The sequence below is a fragment of the Agromyces sp. H66 genome (assembly GCF_004959775.1).
GTDB lineage: Bacteria > Actinomycetota > Actinomycetes > Actinomycetales > Microbacteriaceae > Agromyces.
This window is the reverse complement of record NZ_SJZG01000005.1, coordinates 243,770-261,810: the sequence shown is the minus strand read 5'-3', so window position 1 is coordinate 261,810 and position 18,041 is coordinate 243,770. Positions and strand designations below refer to the sequence as shown.

Here is an 18,041-nt window from a genome sequence, read left to right as displayed (position 1 = left end):
GGCCGAGTACCGTACAATACGGTATGGTAGGTTTCATGTCCGTGCTTCCCGATCCGATCTGGCCGGTCGTCGTGCTCGCCCTGATCCAGCTCGTCGACGGCGTGCTGAGCTGGAAGCCCGTGCCGTTCGTCGCGAAGTGCTTCGACGACGTCGGCTTCCCGCGTGAATGGTGGTGGATCTTCAGTCCCATCAAGTTCGCGGCCGCAGGGGGCCTGATCGCCGGGATCTGGATCCCGTATCTCGCTGCCGTGACGTGCGGGGCGCTCGTGCTCTACTTCCTCGTCGCGATCGGCATGCACGTCGCGGCCCGCGACTTCGGCCGGAACCTCTTCCTCAACGCCACGGGGATGCTCGTCATCTGCGTGGCCACCGGCCTCTGGAGCTTCGTGCTCTGACGCGGGGCAGCGAGGCCGGGTCGCCGATCACTCGCCCGGCGACCGCGGAACCGCCTCGAGCAGCAACTCGTAGACGCTGCGCAGTTCTTGGGGCGAGATCGGCGGCACGGTCACCGCCGCGCCGAGCGAGACGAGGTACGGCACGAGGGCGGCGGTGCGCGCCGCGGCATCCGTTCGGACCGACGGCCGCCAGACGGCCTGCAATGCGTCGATGACCGCGGCATCGATGCGCGCCTGCACCGCCCGAGCCTCGGCGTCCGACGACGCCCACGCCCGAACGGCGAGGTCGAGCTCGGGCGTGCGGATCGCGCCCTCCGCGCCGGGCCGATCGCCGGCCGCTTCTGTCGTCGCGAGGCCGGTGAGCCGGGCGAGGGTCGCCCGTGTGCCCTCGCTCCGCCCGGCATCGACGGCCTCGGCGAGGGCGCCGAGTGCGAGCCCTTCGTAGTGTTCGAGCAGCGCCGAGCGGTACGCCGCCGCCCCGGCGAAATGATGGAAGAAGGAGCCCTTCGTCAGTCCGAGCCGTGCGGCCAGCCGATCGATGCGCAGTCCTGCGGCGCCGTCCTCGGCGAGCACGGCCAACCCCTCGTCGAGCCATCGCTGCCTGGTCGCGGACATACCGTTACCGTACCCGATGGTACGGACCCGGGTCGCCGCTCGGGACGCCGACGTTCCGATTCAGGCGACGGATGCCTCGAGCACGGCCATCGCGGCGTTGTGCCCGCCGATGCCGCTCACCGCGCCGCCGCGCACCGCGCCCGAGCCGCAGATGAGGATCCGCGGATGCCGCGTCGCCACCCCCCACCGCTCCGCCGGCGTCGCGAGCCTGGCGTCATCCTCCGCCCACGGCCACGAGAGCGGCCCGTGGAAGATGTTGCCGCCCGGCATGCGGAGGGCCTGCTCGAGGTCGAGCGTGGTCTTCGTCTCGATGCAGGGGCGGCCCGCGGCATCCGTGGCGATCACGTCCTCGATCGGCTCGGCCAGCACCGAATTCAGCGACGCGAGCACTTCGGCCTGCAGCCGCTCACGCAGCTCGTCGTTGCGGAACCGCTCGAGCAGGCGATGCGGCACGTGCAGCCCGAACACCGTGAGCGTGTGAGCGCCGGATGCCGCGAGCTCGGGATCGAGGATCGACGCGTCGCTCAGGGTGTGGCAGTAGATCTCGCACGGCAGCGGCGACGGGATCTCGCCGCGGGCGGCGGCGCGGTACGCGGCGTCGAGCTGCGATTCGAGCTCGTTGATGTGGAAGGTGCCGGCGAACGCCGCCTCGGGCGCGACCTCGGTGTCGCGCAGGCGGGGGAGGCGGGTGAGGAGAAGGTTGACCTTCACCTGGGCGCCCTCGGGGGCGGTGAGCCGGCGGAGCCGCGCGCGCACGACCGGCGGCACGGCGAGCGGGCCGTCGGGCGAGAACGGGTGCTGGTCGCGCGGGGCGATGGCGTTCCCTTCGACGGGCTCAGGGAACGCCGTCGTGCCGGCCTCGAGCAGCATCTCGAGCACGGCGGGGGCCACGTTCGCAAGCAGCGTGGGGGCGGATGCCTCGTGCTCGGCGCCGCCGAGACGGTAACGCACGCGTCCGTCGGGGTCGACCGCGAGCACCTCGGCGCCCGTGACGAGTTGTGCTCCCGCCTCGCGGGCGGCGCGCGCGAGCTCGCCGGTCACGGACCCCATGCCGCCGACCGGGACATCCCAATCGCCGGTGCCGCCGCCGATGACGTGATAGAGGAAGCAGCGGTTGGCGTCGAGCGCGGGGTCGTCGAGGTCGGTGAACGTGCCGATGAGCCCGTCGGTCGCGACCACGCCGCGCACGAGGTCGTCGGCGAAGCGTGCGTCGATGGTGCGTCCGAGGGGCTGCCGGACGAATGCGGTCCACACGCGGTCGTCGGCGACCAGGGCGCGCGCCTCCGCGCGGGTCGGCAGCGGCTCCGTCAGGGTCGGGAACAGCGCCTGCGCGACGCGGGCGGTGTCGGCGTAGAACGCCTGCCACGCGGCGGCGTCGTCGTCCGCGCCGACCCGGGCGAACGCCTCACGCGCGGCAGCGGCATCCGCTTCGACGTCGACGAGGAGGCCCCGTTCGGGGTCGCGCGGGTCGGGCGTGTACGACGAGAAGCGGCGGCGCACGAGCCGCACGTCGAGCCCGAGGTCGTCGATGATGCGTCGGGGCAGGAGGCTCACGAGGTAGGAGTATCGGCTCAGCCGGGCGTCGATGCCGTCGAACGCCTCTGCCGAAACGGCCGCGCCGCCGAGGTGGTCGTCGCGTTCCAGAAGGAGCACCGATCGTCCGGCGCGGGCCAGATAGGCGGCGGCGGTGAGGCCGTTGTGGCCGCCGCCGATGATCACGACGTCGTGGGGCTGGGACATCCCACGAGCGTAGACGACCGCTTGCTGGCAATCCGCCCGCGCGATTCGCCGAGTCGAAGGAGACGTTGCGTGACACGCCGGCGCTGCCCCGGCGTGTCACGCAACTCTCCTTCGACTTGTGAACCGCGCGATGAGGGCGAGCGGATGCGCCATCCGCTCGCCCCTCGCTGAGCGCCGTCAGTTCGCCCGGCGCATCGCCCGAACGCCGACGAACACGCCGACCGCGCAGGTCGCGACCGCGGCGATGATGCCGCCGATCACGTCGGGGCTGCCGAGGTCGCCCGCGAGCAGGGCGCGCTCGGCGGCGACGAGGTAGCTCAGCGGATTCACGGCCGCGGCGACCTGCATCCAGTCGGGGCCGTCCTCGAGGGGGAGCAGCATGCCCGAGAGGATCATCAGCGGGAACAGCAGCGTCTGGTGCACCATCCAGAACATCCAGTCGCGGTTGCGGCACGAGAGCGCCAGCGTGTAGCTCAGCGCGCCGAACCCGATGCCGAAGACCGCGAGCACCGCGAGCCCCGCGACGAGTCCGGGCACGTCGAGGCGGAACCCGAACGGCACCGCGACGAGCACCACGATCGTGCCCTGGATCGTGAGCGGCACGACCTCCTTGAGCGCGCGGCCGACGAGCAGGGCGCTGCGCGAGAGCGGCGCCACGAGCGTGCGCTCGTGCGAGCCGGTCTGCATCTCGAAGAGCAGGTTCGCGCCCGTCGAGGCCGTGCCGAACAGGGCGACCATCACGAGGATGCCGGGCACGAACCACTGCAGCGTGCCGGCGACGTCGCCGCCGGCCGCGCCGATGAGCAGCGGGCCGAACAGGCCGAGGAAGACGAGCGGCTGCACGAGCGAGAAGATCACGCTGAACGGGTCGCGCACGAGCGGGCGGGACTCGCGCACGAACACCGTGGCGGTGTCGCGGGCGAACCCGGTGGGGCGGACGGATGCCGCGGGGCCGGTGGTGGCGGTGGTGCTGCTGGTGGTGGCGGTGGTGGTCATGATGTGGTCCCTTCGGTTCGGTGGTCTGACTGCGCCGGGCGTCAGGCGGCGGCGGCGGTGGTGACGGCGGGCTCGGGCACGGGCGTGGCGGCCTCCTCGCGGAGGCTCCGGCCCGTGAGCGCGAGGAACACGTCGTCGAGCGTGGGCTGGCGGTGCGTGGCCGCCACCACCTCGAGACCCGCGTCCGAGAGCTCGCGGATCCAGCGCGGGAGGGCGCGGTCGCCACCCTGCGCGGTGACGGTCATGACGGCGCCGTCGATCGCGCCGCCGATGCGGGATGCGGCGGCCGCGGCATCCGTCGCCGATCCGAACTCGAGCGTCACCCGGTCGCCGGCGAGCGACGACTTCAGCGCCCACGCGGTGTCGTCGGCGATGACGGCGCCGTGATCCATCACCATGACGCGCTCGGCGAGCTGGTCGGCCTCGTCGAGGTAGTGCGTGGTGAGGAAGATCGTCGTGCCGGTGCTGCGGCGCAGGTCGACGATGTGGTCCCAGAGGTTGGCGCGGCTGTGCGGGTCGAGGCCCGTCGACGGCTCGTCGAGGAAGAGCAGTTCGGGCCGGTGGATCAGCCCGAGCGCGATGTCGAGCCGGCGCTTCTGTCCGCCCGACAGCGCCTGCACCTGGCGGTTCGCGACCTGACCGAGCTCGAGCGATTCGATGAGCTCGGCGGCCCGCGCGCGGGTCTCGCGGCGGCCCATGCCGTAGAACGCGCCCTGGGCGTGCAACTCATCGCGCACGCGCTGGGTGTGCCCGCCCGACGAGCCCTGTCCGACGTAGCCGATGCGGCGGCGCACGCCGGCCGGATCGTGGCGGATGTCGCAGCCGGCCACGCTCGCCTCCCCGCTCGTCGGCGGCAGCAGCGTGGTGAGCATGCGGAGGGTCGTCGACTTGCCGGCGCCGTTCGGGCCGAGGAAGGCGACGAGCTCGCCGTCGGCGACCTCGAGGTCGACGGCTCGGACGGCCTCGACGGTCTGCCCCTTCGAGCGGAACGTCTTCGTGAGGCCACGGGCGGTGATCATCTGAGCGGAGTGCGTGTGGTTCGTCATGTCGCCAGTCTTCCGAGGCATCCGGTCACTTCCTGTCCGGATGAACGAGATACTTGAGACATGGCCGCCACCACCTCGAGGACCCTCGAACTCCTCTCCCTGCTGCAGAGCCACCGTCATTGGTCGGCGCGCGAACTCGTCGACCGGCTCGGCGTCAGCGAGCGCACCCTGCGCCGCGACGTCGAGCGCCTCCGCGAGCTCGGCTACGGCATCGAGTCGATGCGCGGGAGCGCGGGCGGATACCGCCTCGAGGCGGGCACGGGCCTGCCGCCGCTCCTCCTCACCGACGACGAAGGCGTCGCGATCGCGGTCGGGCTGCGCTCGCAGGCGACGGCGGGACTCCGGGGGGCCGAGCACACGACGCTCAGCGCGCTCGCGAAGATCGAGCAGGTGCTGCCGGCCCCGCTGCGGCGTCGCATCGACGCGCTGGCCTCGCACGCGACGCCCGGGGTCGGGCCTGGTGGCGGGGCATCCGGTCGTGACGGCACGGTCGGTCGGCCCACGCCCGAGATCGACACCGAACTGCTCGGCGCGCTCGCGCTGGCCTGCCGCGACGCCGAGCGGCTGCGCTTCGGCTACACGGATGCCTCGGGCCAGACGTCGGCACGCGTCGTCGAGCCGTACCGGCTCGTGCCCGTCGCGCGGCGCTGGTACCTGCTCGCATGGGACCGGCAGCGCGACGACTGGCGCACGTTCCGCCTCGACCGGATGGCCGATCTCTTCCCGACCCGGGTGCGCTTCGAGCCGAAGCCGCTCACCGACGACGAGGCCCGCGAACGCGTCGAGCGGGCGCTGCGGCATCGCGACCGCAGCGTGACGGCCCGTGTGATCGTCGAGATGCCTCGCGAGGAACTCGTCGAGCATCTCGGCCGGTACGGGCGCGACGTCGTCGCCGATGGGCCGTCGCGCTCGGTGTGGCCGCTCGAGGCCGACTACATCGAGATTCTCGCGATGGCACTCATGTGGGTGCCCCGAGGCACCCGCTATCGCGTCGAAGGGCCGCCCGAGGTGCTCGAGTTCCTCGCCGAGCAGGCGGAGCGGTTCGCGGCAGCGGCGGGCCGCGGTCCGGCTGTGGGCGGGCGGGACTGACGCCGCCGATGTTGAGACCATCGCCGCCCTGCCGGACATCCCTGTTCAGGAGGTGTCGAATGGGGATCACGGGGAGCGTCGGGGTCGGCGCGCTGATCGGCGGACTGGCGGCGCTGATGGTGGGGTGGGCGACGCGGTCGTTCGCGACGGCCTTCTCGGGCGCCGAGGCCGCGGTGACGACCTCGACGACGATCGTGGTCGCCGGCGGGTGCGCCGTGGTGCTGGGAGCCGGCCTGCTCGCGATCGCGGCGGTCCTTCAGGCGGGTGAGCGAGCGGGGCGCGACGGCGTGCGTGAGTGAGGCCGGGCGCGGAGCCAGGCGAGGGCCGCCTCGGCCATTGCGGCATGGCCGGTGGGCGACGCGTGCACGCCATCGGCGGTCATCCCGTCGAGCCATCTGCCGCCGGGTCCTTCCACCGCCGCCGCCAGGTCGATCAGTCCGCTGAGCGGCGCGGGGCGGGAGCGGATCCAGTCGTTCACGTCCGGGCGCGCGGATGGCGAGGCGACGGGCACCTGGCCGCCGAGGGTCGACCAGCCGTCACGGCTCGCGGTCAACGGCGGAATCGTCGCGGCGACGACCTCGCCGGCGAGATCGAGGGCACGTCGCCACGCGGTCCCGAGCCGCTCGCGCAGTGCGGAGGCATCCGCACCGCCCTGCAGGTCGTTCGTGCCGAGCGCGACGATCGCGACCTCCGGCCGGAAGCCGCCGGGGAGGTCGAATGCGATGCCGCACGCGGTGACCGCGCCGCTCACCGCCAGGTTCACGACATCGCACCACGGCTCGAGGCCGCGGGCGACCCAGCCGAAGTGGTCGGCGGTGCCGCGCCGGTCGCCGTATCCGACGGCATTCGAGTCGCCGATGATGACGAGGAACGGCGCGTGCGAGGCATCCGGCTCACCCGCGATGAGCCAGGGCGAGTACCCATAGCCGGTCGACGGCGGGAACGCCGAGCCGCGGGCGTCGCCCCGCACGACGCCCTCGTGGGCTCGGGAGTCCGAGGCCGACCCGAGCGGGACGGGTCCGTGCTCGGCCGACACCACCGTGACGGTCGAGATCGTGTCGCCGGCGCGAAGTCGCACGGGGAGGGGATCCGACCACCCGGCGGCGCCGGGCCCGAGACGGATCGATGCACGGCCGGCGAACGTCACGGGAAGCCGCGCGGTGTTCGCGTCCGGGCGCGGGCCGACTGCGCCGTCCAGCACGGCTTCCACCGGAACGGTCACCTCGACGCCGATCGTGAGCTCGGCGGTGCCCGGCCGAGACCGCCCGAGTTCGTTCACGCGGTTCGCGAAGTACAGGCGCGGCGCCGCGACATCCGCTCGCACCCGATGCACCCGTCGGGTGCTCAACGGACCCTCGACCTCGACCGCGTTGCCACCAGAGCCGACCCGGACGAGTCGGTGCGGGTTGTCGGCGACCGGTCGCATCAGCCCTTCAGCCCGCCGCCGAAGCCCTGGATGATGTGCCGCTGCAGGAAGAAGTACACGATGAGCACCGGCAGGGCGGCGATCACGAGCCCGGCGAAGATGATGCCCCATTCGCTCGCGTACTCGCCGCGGAACGAGAACACGGCAACCGGCAGTGTGCGACTCGACGAACCCGAGAGGTACAGCAGCGGCGTCAGGAAGTCGTTCCAGACGTTGATCGCGTTGATGATGACGACCGTGCCGGTCACGGGGCGCAGCAGCGGGAACACGACTCGCCAGAACGTCTGCCACCAGGTGGCGCCGTCGATGCGAGCGGCCTCCTCGTACGCCGGTGACTGCGTGCGCAGGAATCCCGCGTAGAGGAACACCGTCATCGGCATCAGTGCGCCCGTGTTGACTATGATGACCGACCAGTAGGTCTGCAGCAGGCCCAGGTCGCGCATCAGCATGTAGAGGGGCACCATGCCGAGCTGCGCCGGGATCATCAGGCCGAGCAGGAAGAGCATCAACGTCGGCGTGCTCCAACGTCGGCTTCCGCGCACGATGGCGTAGGCGGCCATGGCGCCGATGACCACGGCGCCGAGAATGCTCAGCGACGTGATCACCACGCTGTTCACCATGGCTCGGCCGAGGTCGGCGCCGAACCACGCGGTCTCGTAGTTGCCGAGGTACAGGTCTGGGGGCGGTGCGACGGGGTTTCCGGCGACGTCGACCGGGCGCTTGAACGACGTGACCACGAGGATGTACAGCGGGAAGAGGTAGACGACGGTGAGGGCCACCATCACCAGTTCCAGCACGGGGCGCCCGTATCCGTTGCGGAGCCGCGGGCGCCGCGGTCGGCGGGGGTCGCGGTCGGCCGCTGCCGGTGCGATGGACGTGTCGGGCACGGCGGTCATACCTGGTGCTCCCCTCGGCGGGTGATCGAAAGCTGCACGAACACGACGGCGGCGACGATCATCGTGAGCACGAGCGCGATCGCGGTGCCGTAGCCGTACTCGCCGTAGACGAACGCCTGCTGGTACATGACGAGCGACAGCGTCTGGGTCGACACCCCTGGCCCGCCGCCGGTCATCACGAACATCTGGTCGAACAGCTTGAACGATGCCGTGAGGGTGAGCGCGATCACGATCGTCGTGGATTGGCCGAGGAGCGGCCTCGTGACGTACCAGAACCGGCGCACCGCACCGGCCCCGTCGACCTGGGCGGCCTCGGTCAATTCCGGAGGGATGCTCTGCAGCCCCGCGAGGTAGATGGCCATGACGATGCCGACGTGGTGCCAGATGATGCTCGCGACGATGGCCCAGAGCGCACCATCCGAACCGAGCCAACTGCGGGTGAGGAATCCGAGGCCGAGTCCCTCGAGCGTCGAGTCGAGCGGCCCGCCTGGCGTGTAGATGTACTGCCAGAGCAGGCCGACGATGATCGGCGAGAGCATCATCGGCGCGAAGAAGAGCGTGCGCATGAGGTTCCGCGCCCGGATCGCGGAATTGAGCGCGAGCGCGAGCAGGAGTCCCAGCGTGGTCTGCACGACCGTGATCACGACGGCGACGGCGACGGTGTTCGTCAGGGCAGCCCGCGCCGCGTCGTCGCGGAGGAGCTTCTCGAAGTTCGCCAGGCCCACCCACTCACCGGGATCGAACCCGCTGCGATCGGTGAACGCCAGCACGCTGCCTGCGAGGCTGGGGTACAGCACGACGAGGGCGTAGACGACCAGGGCCGGCAGCAGGAACCACGTCGGTGCGACGGTCGGGCGCCGCCGCGGAGCCGGCCGCCCCGGCACGGACCGCACCGGGGCGTCCGACCGGCCCCGCGACAGCACCGCGGTCATCCCGTGATCTCCGCGTACGCCGCGTCCATGTCGGCCAGCAGTCCGTCGACGTCCTTCTCGCCTTGGATGACCTGCTGGATGCCGGCCATCATCGCCGCCGCGAGCTGGCCGCCCGGCCAGATGTGGTTCTGGAACGGCGACGTGTGCTCCTCCTGCAGGTAACTCCGGATCGACTCGTTCACCGGGTTGTCGATCGGCGTGGCGTTCTTCAGCGCCGGGATGGCGCCCTGCGCCTCGGCGAGCTCCGACGCGCGGTCGGGGTCCGAGATGTGCTCGAGGAAGGCGAGCGCGGCATCGCGGTTCTTCGCGTCCGCGTTCACGACGAGGTAGTCGGGGCTGAACGGGATGAACGTCTCGCTCGGGTCGTCGGTCGCGGGCAGCGCGAAGACGCCGAGGCCGTCCCATCCGTCGGGCACGAAGCCCACGAGCGTGGGCGCAGCGCCGGACGGCATGATGACGATCGCCGCCTCGCCGGTGCCGACGGCCTGCATCGCGGGGTCGCCGGGCGTGCCGAGCGGGTCGGCGTTCGTGTAGCCGTCGTCGATCAGGGAGAACAGCTTCTCGAAGGTCTCACGCCAGCCGTCGGACTCGGCGAAGGAGGTCTCGCCGGAAGCGAGCTCGTCGTAGAAGTCGGGCTCGAGTCCGTTGACGAGCGAGGACGCGAGCGCGTACGTCGGGAACTGGGTGACGTAGTTGTCGGCGAACCCGAACGAGAGCGGGGTGACGCCGGCGGCCTTCAGCGCGTCGAGCACGTCGATGAGCTCGCTCCACGTGGTGGGGGGCTCGACGCCCGCCTTATCGAATGCGGCGACGTTGTAGAAGGCGAGGATCGCCTGGCCGAAGGTCGGGTACGCGTAGAGCTTGCCGTCGGCCTCCTGGAGGGGAGCGAATGCCGATGGCACGTGCTCGGCCCACGGCTGTCCGGAGAGGTCGAGGAGCTTGCCGGCGTCGACGAGGTTCAGCACCGCCGACGGCGCCGCCCGACCGGGGGCCGATCGGAAGAGGTCGGGTGCGGTGCCCGCGTTCAGCTGGATCGTGAGTTGCTCCCCGAGCGCGCCTGCCTCCGCGAAGGTCGTCTCGACCTCGACCCCGGTGTCGGACTCGAAGTCGGGCAGCAGCGGCGAGATGCCGGCCTCACTCGACGTCGCCAGCGTGAGCGTGCCGCCGAGCGACCCCGGGTCGTCGCCGGCGGCGGCATCGCCGGACGCGCACGCCGCCAAGGAGGCGGCGAGCGTCGCCGCCGTGGCGACGGCCGCGAGGCGGATGAGGGTTCGGTGTGACATGGTGTCCTCCATTGGACTGGTGTGATTGCGGATCAGCGAGTCACGGCGGATGCCGCGCCCCGGGTCATGCCGATGAGCACCTTGCCCGCCACGGGAGCCCCGTCGGCGAGGCGCCCGAACATCGCCGGCGCCTCCTCCAGCGGAATCGTCGCCGAGACGAGCGGGTCGACGAGGTCGGGCGCGGATGCCGCCCACCGGGCGGTCTCCGCGAACTCCTCGGCGGTGTAGCAGAACGCACCGACCACCGCGCGTTCCTGGGTCGAGATGTCGTAGGCCGCCACCTCGAGGCGGGGCGACGCCATGCCGACGAGCACGCAGCGACCACCGGGCACGGCGAGCTCGAGGGCGGCGCGCAACGAGCGGTCGTCGCCGACGGCGTCGACCACGAGGTCCGCGCCGGGCAGCGCGTGGAAGGCTGCCGCGTCATCGGGATCGATCGCTTCGGCGCCGAGCCGCGCCACCAGCGCTCGCCGGGTGGCCACGGGCTCGGTCACGGTGACCCGCGCCGCCCCGCGCCGTGCGGCGGCGAGCGCCACGGCCTGCCCGATGGGGCCGCCCCCGATGACGACGACGTTCTCGCCGGGTTCGAGCCGGCCGCGGTTGACCGCATGCCACCCGACCGCGAGCGGCTCCACGACCGCGCCGTGGTCCGGCGAGCCCGCGAACGGCACCGCGTTCGCGGCCGGAATGACGAGGTAGTCGGCGAAGGTGCTCGATCGATCAGGATCGACGCCGATGACGCTGCGCTCGGCGCAGAGGTGGTCGTGCCCCATCCGGCAGCTGCGGCATCGCCCGCAGGAGATGGTGGGGTGCACGACGACGGTCGTACCGACCGCCGGCGACTCGACCCCGGCGCCCAGGGCGTCCACGATGCCGGCCGCCTCGTGCCCCATCACCTGACCCGGGCTGCGGCGACCGTTCTCTCCGGTGAACCCGTGCACGTCGGAGCCGCAGATGCCGGTGGCCACGATTCGGAGGCGCACGTCGCCCGGCCCCGGCTCGGGGGTGGGACGTTGCTCCACCGTCATCCGACGGAACTCGGCGAGCACCAGCGCTCGCATCGCCGTCGGCGACGGGTCGGCCGCGGGGGATATGCTCGGCCGCCTGCCGGTCATCGGCGTCGTCATCGACTCTCCTTCTGTTCCAAATTCGGAACTGGAATTCCTCAGAATGAACTTCGCCGAGCGTAGCGCGCGTCGCGTGCCGCTGCAAGCGGCGGTTCACGCACCGCCGGTCGCTACCGGAGTCGGCTGGACAGGGGCGGGCGCGGGAGGTTAGCCTGTGCTCGCTGTTCCATCGCTGCAACCACTATTCGATATCTCGAACGGATGATGATGTCTGACCGGCTCGACGCGCGGGGTCCCGCCGCACCCGCTGCCCTGCGCACCCTGCGCATCCTCGAACTGCTCGCCGATGCGGAGTCGGCGCTCTCGCTCACCGAGATCGCCTCTCGCCTGGGCCTGCCCAAGTCCAGCGTGCATCACGTGGTGAGCGTGCTCGTCGACCGCGGGTGGGTCGAGAGAGACGACGAGCTGCGGATGTCGCTCGGCCTGCGGGCGTGGGAGGTAGGCCAGGCGTACGACCTCGCGCAGAGCCTCACCCAGCGAGCTCGCCCCTATCTCACCGAGGTGCGTGACGCGGTCGACGAGACGGTACGGCTCGCGGTGCTGTCGGGCACCGACCAGGTCTGCCTCGCCAAGGTGCCGGGTTCGCACCCGCTCGTGTTCGACCAGCGCATCGGCGCGAGGCTGCCGTGCCACGCCACGGGCCTGGGCAAGGCGTTGCTCAGCGGCCGGTCCGGCGACGAGATCAGGAAGCTCTATGCGTCGGGGCCGTTGGAACAGTTCACCGCGCAGACCCTCGCCGATCGGGACGCCCTCGAGGCCGAGCTCGCCACCATCCGCGAGCGCGGCTACGCGGAGGACCTCGGCGAATACGTCCTCGGCATCCGTTGCGTCGCGGTGCCCGTTCGCACTCGCGAGGGCGACGTCGTGGCCTCGATCTCGGTGAGCGGTCCGGTGCACCGATTCGACGACGAGCACGTCGAACGCGCCCGTGCCGCGCTGCAGTCCGCGGCGGAGCAGCTGGGCGTGCGGCTGGGTGAGGCCACGGCCGTCTCGTGAACGCGATGCCTCCCGTCGCGGCATCCGGATCCGAGGTGCGCCCGCGCTTGCGACGCGTCACACTCGAGATGTCGCTCAAGCCGTTCCCGTCGTTCGACGAGGCATCCGTCCGTGCCGTCGCGCGCGAGATGTTCCGGCAGTGGCACGTCCTCCTCGACGATGCCGACGCGTGGTCGGTGATGCTGTGGGTGGCCGACGGAAGCGAGTTGCTCGACTGGGCGGGCCGCGACGCCGACCCGGTGGACTGGGCGCGCTTCATCGGCTTCTGCAACACCGATGCCGACCCGTACGGGCACGTCAAGACCGCCGATCGCGTCGGCATCCCGTATCGGGAGGATCCGCCGGTGCTCGACTACGCGGACCTCCGCCGTATCGTGCGAGTGCTGCGCGAGGAGGGCGAGCGGCTGGGGCATCCGACCACCATCGTGGCCACGTTCGACCCCGGCCCCGAGTTCGCGCCGTCGGCGTTCAAGTACCGGCGGCATCCCGAGATCGTCGCGAGCGGCTCGGACGCCGGGATCGGCCCGGTCATCCGCATGGTGCAGCACTCGGCGACCCTCGCCGCCGAGAGCCGCGACTACGCCGCATTCCCCGACGGGATCCCCGAGGGCACGTCATTCGGCACCTTCCTCGGGCGTCAGGCGCAGGCGTACCTCACGGCCATCGGGTTCGACGGGCTCTGGCTCTCGAACGGATTCGGCTTCAGCGCCTTCCCATGGTCGGAGCTCGGGGCCGCCTTCGACGGCGACGCCTTCCACGCCGAGCGGCTTCCGCGGTTGCGGTCGGCGGCGCTCGCGTTCTGGGACGACCTCGCACGCGAGTGCGCGTTCCCCATCGAGGTGCGCGGCACCAACCACTCGACGGGCATCGATCTCGGCGCCGACGGCGTGCCCGCGCTCGAGGTGTACGAACGCGGCATCATCACCGGCCCGCCGCCGAACTCGCCCTGGGGCCCGCTCAACGAGGACTTCGGCATCGAGATCGCCGGGTACCTCTCGCGCATCGCGATGCTGCCCCAAGGCGCACCCGGTTATCGATTCCGGTTCTACGCGAACGACCCCTGGTTCTGGCAGCAGCCGTGGTGGGACTTCTACGGTCGGGAGCCGTTCGACATCGACCTGCCCCTGGCGGTCAGCCGCGTGACCCGGTCCGGCAGGGTGCAGCCACCTGACGAGGTCAACATCCTGACGGTCGACACCGCTCGCGGCGTGCTCGACGAACGCTGCGCCCGCGAGGTGTCGGGTGCGATCCGACGCGCTCGCGAGACTCCGCCGGATTCCGCGGGGCCGGTCGTCTGGGTGTACCCGTTCCGCGAGATCCACGAGCGTGCGGTGCGCGAGCCCGACTCGGCGGCGCAGGCGTTCGCCGAAGACGCGATTGCGGCCGCCGCCATCTCGGCGGGACTGCCGATGTCGACCGTGGTGTCGACCGACGACCTCCGTGGCGCGCTCGACGCCGGCGCGCTCGACGACCGCGTGCTCGTCGTGCCCGCCGGGGCGCTGACCGACGCCGTCGCCGAGGACCTCGCCCGCCACGTCGCGAGCGGAGGCCACGTCGTGGCCTACGGGACGCTCGTCGGGCGCTCGCCGCGGGCGCTGGCGCTGCTCGGCCTCTCGACGCCCGAGACCGGCGCGTCCGGCCCCGCCGGCTCCGGCGTGCAGGGGGACCTCGTGCTCTCGCTGGCGGCGGACGCGGGCCTCGGCCGTGATCTCGGCGCGCAGGTGGAACGCGCCGCCCTGACGCACACGGCCGCCCTGAGCGGCGGCGCGATCGTCGAGCAGTCCGCGGGTGCCGCCGTGCTCGCAACGGCAATCGATGCGCTCGGTCTAGCAGCCGCCTACGCGAGCCGTCATCGGCCGAACCCGGGCGGGGGCACCGCGATCTGGATCCGCGGCAGCGCGCCGGAAGTGGCCTCGGCGCGCGGCGGGGCACCGGCGCTGGATGCCGGCGCGCTGCTGCGCGATGCGGTGGGCCTGGTGGGGCCATCGGTCTCGCACGAACTGCGCACGCCCGACGGCGGCCGCGTCGTGATCGGCATCCACCGGCATCGCGACGCGCTCTGGTTCAGCGGGCACCAGACCGACACCACCACGCGGGTCAGGCTGCGGCTCCCCGGGGGCGCCCCGATCCTCGTCGGGCGCGACGCCTGGCTCGACGGAGGCGACGCGACCTATCAACTCGATCGATCGTTCCGGCTCGAGTGCCGTGCGCTCGTGCGTCAGGATGCCGCGAGCAGGGTCGGATGCCGCGAACTGGCGCCGTCCCCGGCGTCGATGACGCGCGCCCTCGAGCTCCGCGGCCTCGTCGACGCCGCCGTCGAGCTGCGCCTGCCGCCGGGTACCGCGGCCGAAGCCCGGATCGAGGTGGCGGGTCGGTCCGTCGCGCCCGATCGAGACGGCGACCGGCTGGGACTGCAGGGTGTCACCGGGACGCTCACCGTCGCCTGGCGCGATCCGGTGCTCGCCCCGGCGCCGCCGACCGGGCACGCCGCCGACCACCCTGCCGAGGCGGTGCCGGCATGATCGTCACCGAGGTGCTGGTGCGCACCCAGCCGTACTCCACCGAAACCTGGCTCGATCGGCAGCGCATCTCGACCCCCATGTCGCGATTCCCCGAGTTCGCCGAACGGCGTTCGAGCTGGCGTGGACCCGGAGCCGACCTCGTGTGGGTGCTCCTGCGGACCGACGACCCAGACGTCTTCGGCGTCGGTCAGTCCCGTGGCGGCGCCGTGACCGCCGCGTTGATCGCCGAACACCTGCGAGCCCTGGTCGTCGGCCGGGATCCCGGCGAGATCGGGCTGCGGGTCGCGCAGCTGCGCGCTGCCACGCAACCGTACGCTGACGGGGGCATCGCCGCGATGGGAGTCTCGGCGGTCGAACTCGCCCTCTGGGACCTGCACGCCCGTCGCCTGGACGTGCCCCTCACCGTCGCGCTCGGCGGTTCGGTGGCCACCCCGCTCCGCCACTACCTCACGGTGCCGGGCGGTCTCCTCATCGACTCGCTCGACGCCGAGATGGTCGCAACCGCCGAGGCGGTGAAGGTGCCCGCCGCCTGGGGACCGCATGACGGGGTCGCGGGCCTCGACCGCCTCGTCGCCGACGTCGAGGCGGTGCGCGCGCACGTACCGGCCGACACGCCCATCGCCGTCGACGCCTTCATGTCCTGGGACATCTCGTTCACGCTGAGGGCGATCGAGCGACTGCACCACCTCGGGATCGCCTGGATCGAAGAGCCCTTGCCGCCGAGGGACTTCGAGGGGTACGCCGAGCTGCGCCGCTCCGCTCAGCCGGTGCGCATCGCCGGCGGCGAGCACCTGTTCTCCCTCGCCGACCTTCGGCGCTTCGTCGAGGGATGCGCCGACATCGTGCAGATGGACGTCACGTGGTGCGGCGGCATCGGGGTCTCGACGGCCGCGGCGAGGCTGGCGGCGGATGCCGGGCTGGTGGTCGCCCCGCACGCCGCCGGGAACCAGCCCTGGGCGCTGCACCTCGCGGCGGCGCTGGCCCCGGATGTGCTCGTCGAGGTGCTCCTCGGCGTCGACGGCGCCGACCTGCCCGCGCCATCCGACGCGCCGGGCGTGGGCATCACCCCTCAGGCGGCGGGCTTCGCGTGATCGTCGACGCCCACTGCCATGCGTGGCCCAGTTGGCCCTACGACCCGAAGGTCCCCGATGCGACCACCCGGGGCACGGCGCCGATGCTCGACCACGTGCTCGAGCGGCACGGCATCGACCATGCGGTCGTGGTCGCCGCGAACCTCGGAGCATCGGGGACGCCCGAAGACGACGACGATGCCTATGTCGCCCGGCTCGCGACATCCGACCCCGACCGCTACACCGCGGTGGCCGACCTGGACTCGTTCTGGAGTCCCTCGTACGGGACGCCCGGCATGTCCGACCGACTGGCCCGGATCACGGACGCCGGACCGTTCCGCGGCGTCGCCCACTACGTTCGCGGCGACGACGACGGACACCTGCTCTCGGACGATGCGCTCTCGGCGTGGAGGCACGCCGAGCGGTCGCGCCTCGTGGTCGGGGTGCACGCTCCGCCCGCCTGGCACAGCTCGGTGCTCGCCCTCGCCGCGAAGCTGCCAGACCTGACGATCGTGCTGCACCACCAGGGGCTGGTCACCGACGAGGTCGCCCTCGACGGCCTGCTGACGCTGGCCGCGAGGCCGAACATCCTCCTCAAGGCGTCGGGGTTCCACCACCTCGTCGATGAGCCCTGGCGATTCCCGTTCGCTCCGGCGCTCGAACGGTTCGAGGCGATCGTGGACGCCTTCGGCCCCGACCGGCTGATGTGGGGCTCCGACTACCCCGTGTGCGAGAAACACGGCATCGGCTATCGACAGGCGCTCGAAGCCGTTCGCACGGAGTGCCGGTTCCTCGACGCGGCTGCGCTCGACGCGGTGCTCGGCGGCACGGCGGCGCGGGTGTTCGGACTGGCGGCGGCATCGTGAGTCCGCATGCGCCGCGCATCGCCGTGGTCGGCGCCGGCTGGTGGGCGACCGCGCATCACCTGCCGGCGCTCGCCGAGCTGGCCGCCCGCGGGTCGGCCGAGATCGTCGCCGTCGTCGACGCCGATCCCGGCCGCGCGAGAAAGGCGGCGACGGAGTTCGCGGTCCCGCTCGGGACCGACGATCTCGAAGCCGTCACGGCGGTCGGCCTCGACGGCGCAGTCGTCGCGACGCCGCACTCGACCCACCACGCGATCGCCGGCGACCTGATCGATGCCGGGATCGGGGTGCTCATCGAGAAGCCGCTGGCCACGACGGCCGCCGACGCGTTCGACCTCGTGCGGCGGCACGAGGCGACGGGCGGGGTGCTCGCGGTCGGGTACACCGCCGAGTACTCGCGCGCGGCCCGAATCGCGCGCGAGTGGGTGGCCGACGAGATCGGCGAACTGGTGCAGGTCTCGATCGACTTCGCCTCGGCGGCCGGTGCGCGGTACGCCACGACGGATGCCGCGGACGAACGGTCGGCGTACTCGGCGCGCACCGGCGGCGGCCAGGCATCGACGCAGCTCACGCACGCCGTCGCGTCGGCGATGTACGCCACCGGCCGGCAGGCGGAGACGGTGGCGGCCCTCACATCGGACCGGAGGCTGGCCGTCGATGTCGATGACGCGGCGGTGTTCCGGCTTGCGGGCGCGGTCATGGGGGCGGCCGTGTCGACCGGTGCACTCGAGCCGGGCGCTCCCATGCGGCACCGCGTGCGATTCCTGGGCACGCGGGGAACGGTGTCGCACGACCTCTTGCACGCGACCGCCAGGCTCGAAACGGCCGTGGGCTCGCTCACCGTCGGACCGCGGCACGACGAGCCGGCGTATCCGGCGCGCGAGCCGGTGCGGGCATTCGTGCACCTGCTCTCGGGTGCCGTCGAGAACCCGGCGCCCATCCGGCCCGCGGCCGCGACGGTCGCATTCATCGAAACCCTGTTGCACGCCGCCGAATCCGGCGGATTCCGCGACGTGCCGCAACTGCCACCACTGGAGGACTGAAC

17 protein-coding genes are annotated in these 18,041 nt (G+C 72.1%); 8 read left to right on the top strand and 9 right to left on the bottom strand.

Going from position 1 to position 18,041, the window contains the following annotated elements; translation table 11 throughout:
- The first annotated feature begins 35 nt into the window (after window positions 1–35).
- Entirely contained in the window at window positions 36–395 is a 360-nt protein-coding gene (locus EZM51_RS11145) for a DoxX family protein (RefSeq protein ID WP_136708322.1), read from the top strand.
- 27 nt (window positions 396–422) lie between these two features.
- Here the strand turns inward: EZM51_RS11145 and EZM51_RS11140 are convergent, their stop codons facing one another.
- The 4 genes from EZM51_RS11140 to EZM51_RS11125 all read right to left on the bottom strand — a co-directional run bounded on the left by EZM51_RS11140 (window position 423) and on the right by EZM51_RS11125 (window position 4,792).
- Window positions 423–1,010, bottom strand: coding sequence for a TetR/AcrR family transcriptional regulator (locus EZM51_RS11140; protein WP_136708321.1), 588 nt, complete (start codon window positions 1,008–1,010; stop codon window positions 423–425).
- Window positions 1,011–1,070: 60 nt separating this feature from the next.
- On the bottom strand, window positions 1,071–2,750 hold the full coding sequence (locus tag EZM51_RS11135) for an NAD(P)/FAD-dependent oxidoreductase (RefSeq protein ID WP_136708320.1): 1,680 nt from the start codon (window positions 2,748–2,750) through the stop codon (window positions 1,071–1,073).
- Between the two features lie 177 nt (window positions 2,751–2,927).
- The gene (locus tag EZM51_RS11130; RefSeq protein ID WP_136708319.1) at window positions 2,928–3,746 is read right to left on the bottom strand and encodes an ABC transporter permease; all 819 of its coding nucleotides are present in this window, start codon (window positions 3,744–3,746) and stop codon (window positions 2,928–2,930) included.
- A gap of 41 nt (window positions 3,747–3,787) precedes the next feature.
- A complete protein-coding gene (locus EZM51_RS11125; protein ID WP_248305598.1) occupies window positions 3,788–4,792 on the bottom strand; it encodes an ATP-binding cassette domain-containing protein in 1,005 nt (334 codons plus the stop codon).
- 60 nt (window positions 4,793–4,852) lie between these two features.
- Between EZM51_RS11125 and EZM51_RS11120 the strand changes: the two genes are divergently transcribed.
- Window positions 4,853–5,881, top strand: coding sequence for a YafY family protein (locus tag EZM51_RS11120; RefSeq protein WP_136708318.1), 1,029 nt, complete (start codon window positions 4,853–4,855; stop codon window positions 5,879–5,881).
- A gap of 59 nt (window positions 5,882–5,940) precedes the next feature.
- Window positions 5,941–6,180, top strand: a complete 240-nt coding sequence (locus EZM51_RS11115; RefSeq protein ID WP_136708317.1) for a hypothetical protein — start codon at window positions 5,941–5,943, stop codon at window positions 6,178–6,180.
- On the opposite strand, the gene EZM51_RS11110 is transcribed toward EZM51_RS11115, so the two are convergent.
- Genes EZM51_RS11110 through EZM51_RS11090 form a run of 5 tightly spaced genes read right to left on the bottom strand, consistent with a single transcriptional unit; the run spans window position 6,138 to window position 11,545 of the window.
- Window positions 6,138–7,307 (bottom strand): SGNH/GDSL hydrolase family protein, encoded by a 1,170-nt coding sequence (locus tag EZM51_RS11110; RefSeq protein WP_169053879.1) that lies wholly within the window; start codon window positions 7,305–7,307, stop codon window positions 6,138–6,140. The two genes, EZM51_RS11115 and EZM51_RS11110, sit on opposite strands and share 43 nt — an antisense overlap.
- On the bottom strand, window positions 7,307–8,203 hold the full coding sequence (locus EZM51_RS11105) for a carbohydrate ABC transporter permease (RefSeq protein WP_136708315.1): 897 nt from the start codon (window positions 8,201–8,203) through the stop codon (window positions 7,307–7,309). Before EZM51_RS11105 ends, EZM51_RS11110 begins: the two co-directional genes overlap by 1 nt.
- Window positions 8,200–9,135, bottom strand: a complete 936-nt coding sequence (locus EZM51_RS11100; protein ID WP_136708314.1) for a sugar ABC transporter permease — start codon at window positions 9,133–9,135, stop codon at window positions 8,200–8,202. The genes EZM51_RS11105 and EZM51_RS11100 overlap by 4 nt, the downstream gene beginning before the upstream one ends.
- Complete coding sequence (locus EZM51_RS11095; protein WP_169053878.1) at window positions 9,132–10,418, bottom strand: extracellular solute-binding protein; 1,287 nt, start codon at window positions 10,416–10,418, stop codon at window positions 9,132–9,134. The genes EZM51_RS11100 and EZM51_RS11095 overlap by 4 nt, the downstream gene beginning before the upstream one ends.
- 32 nt (window positions 10,419–10,450) lie before the next feature.
- Window positions 10,451–11,545, bottom strand: coding sequence for an alcohol dehydrogenase catalytic domain-containing protein (locus EZM51_RS11090; RefSeq protein WP_211195885.1), 1,095 nt, complete (start codon window positions 11,543–11,545; stop codon window positions 10,451–10,453).
- Window positions 11,546–11,752: 207 nt separating this feature from the next.
- Here EZM51_RS11090 and EZM51_RS11085 point away from each other — a divergent pair, with 207 nt between their 5' ends.
- Genes EZM51_RS11085 through EZM51_RS11070 form a run of 5 tightly spaced genes read left to right on the top strand, consistent with a single transcriptional unit; the run spans window position 11,753 to window position 18,039 of the window.
- Window positions 11,753–12,541, top strand: coding sequence for an IclR family transcriptional regulator (locus EZM51_RS11085; RefSeq protein ID WP_169053877.1), 789 nt, complete (start codon window positions 11,753–11,755; stop codon window positions 12,539–12,541).
- A gap of 47 nt (window positions 12,542–12,588) precedes the next feature.
- Window positions 12,589–15,063 (top strand): hypothetical protein, encoded by a 2,475-nt coding sequence (locus EZM51_RS20570; protein ID WP_169053876.1) that lies wholly within the window; start codon window positions 12,589–12,591, stop codon window positions 15,061–15,063.
- Window positions 15,060–16,154, top strand: coding sequence for an enolase C-terminal domain-like protein (locus EZM51_RS11080; RefSeq protein ID WP_169053875.1), 1,095 nt, complete (start codon window positions 15,060–15,062; stop codon window positions 16,152–16,154). Before EZM51_RS20570 ends, EZM51_RS11080 begins: the two co-directional genes overlap by 4 nt.
- Entirely contained in the window at window positions 16,151–16,999 is an 849-nt protein-coding gene (locus EZM51_RS11075; protein WP_169053874.1) for an amidohydrolase family protein, read from the top strand. Before EZM51_RS11080 ends, EZM51_RS11075 begins: the two co-directional genes overlap by 4 nt.
- Window positions 16,996–18,039 carry a Gfo/Idh/MocA family oxidoreductase gene (locus EZM51_RS11070; RefSeq protein WP_169053873.1) on the top strand — a complete coding sequence of 348 codons (1,044 nt, stop codon included), beginning with the start codon at window positions 16,996–16,998 and terminating at the stop codon, window positions 18,037–18,039. The genes EZM51_RS11075 and EZM51_RS11070 overlap by 4 nt, the downstream gene beginning before the upstream one ends.
- The last annotated feature ends 2 nt before the right edge of the window (window positions 18,040–18,041 follow it).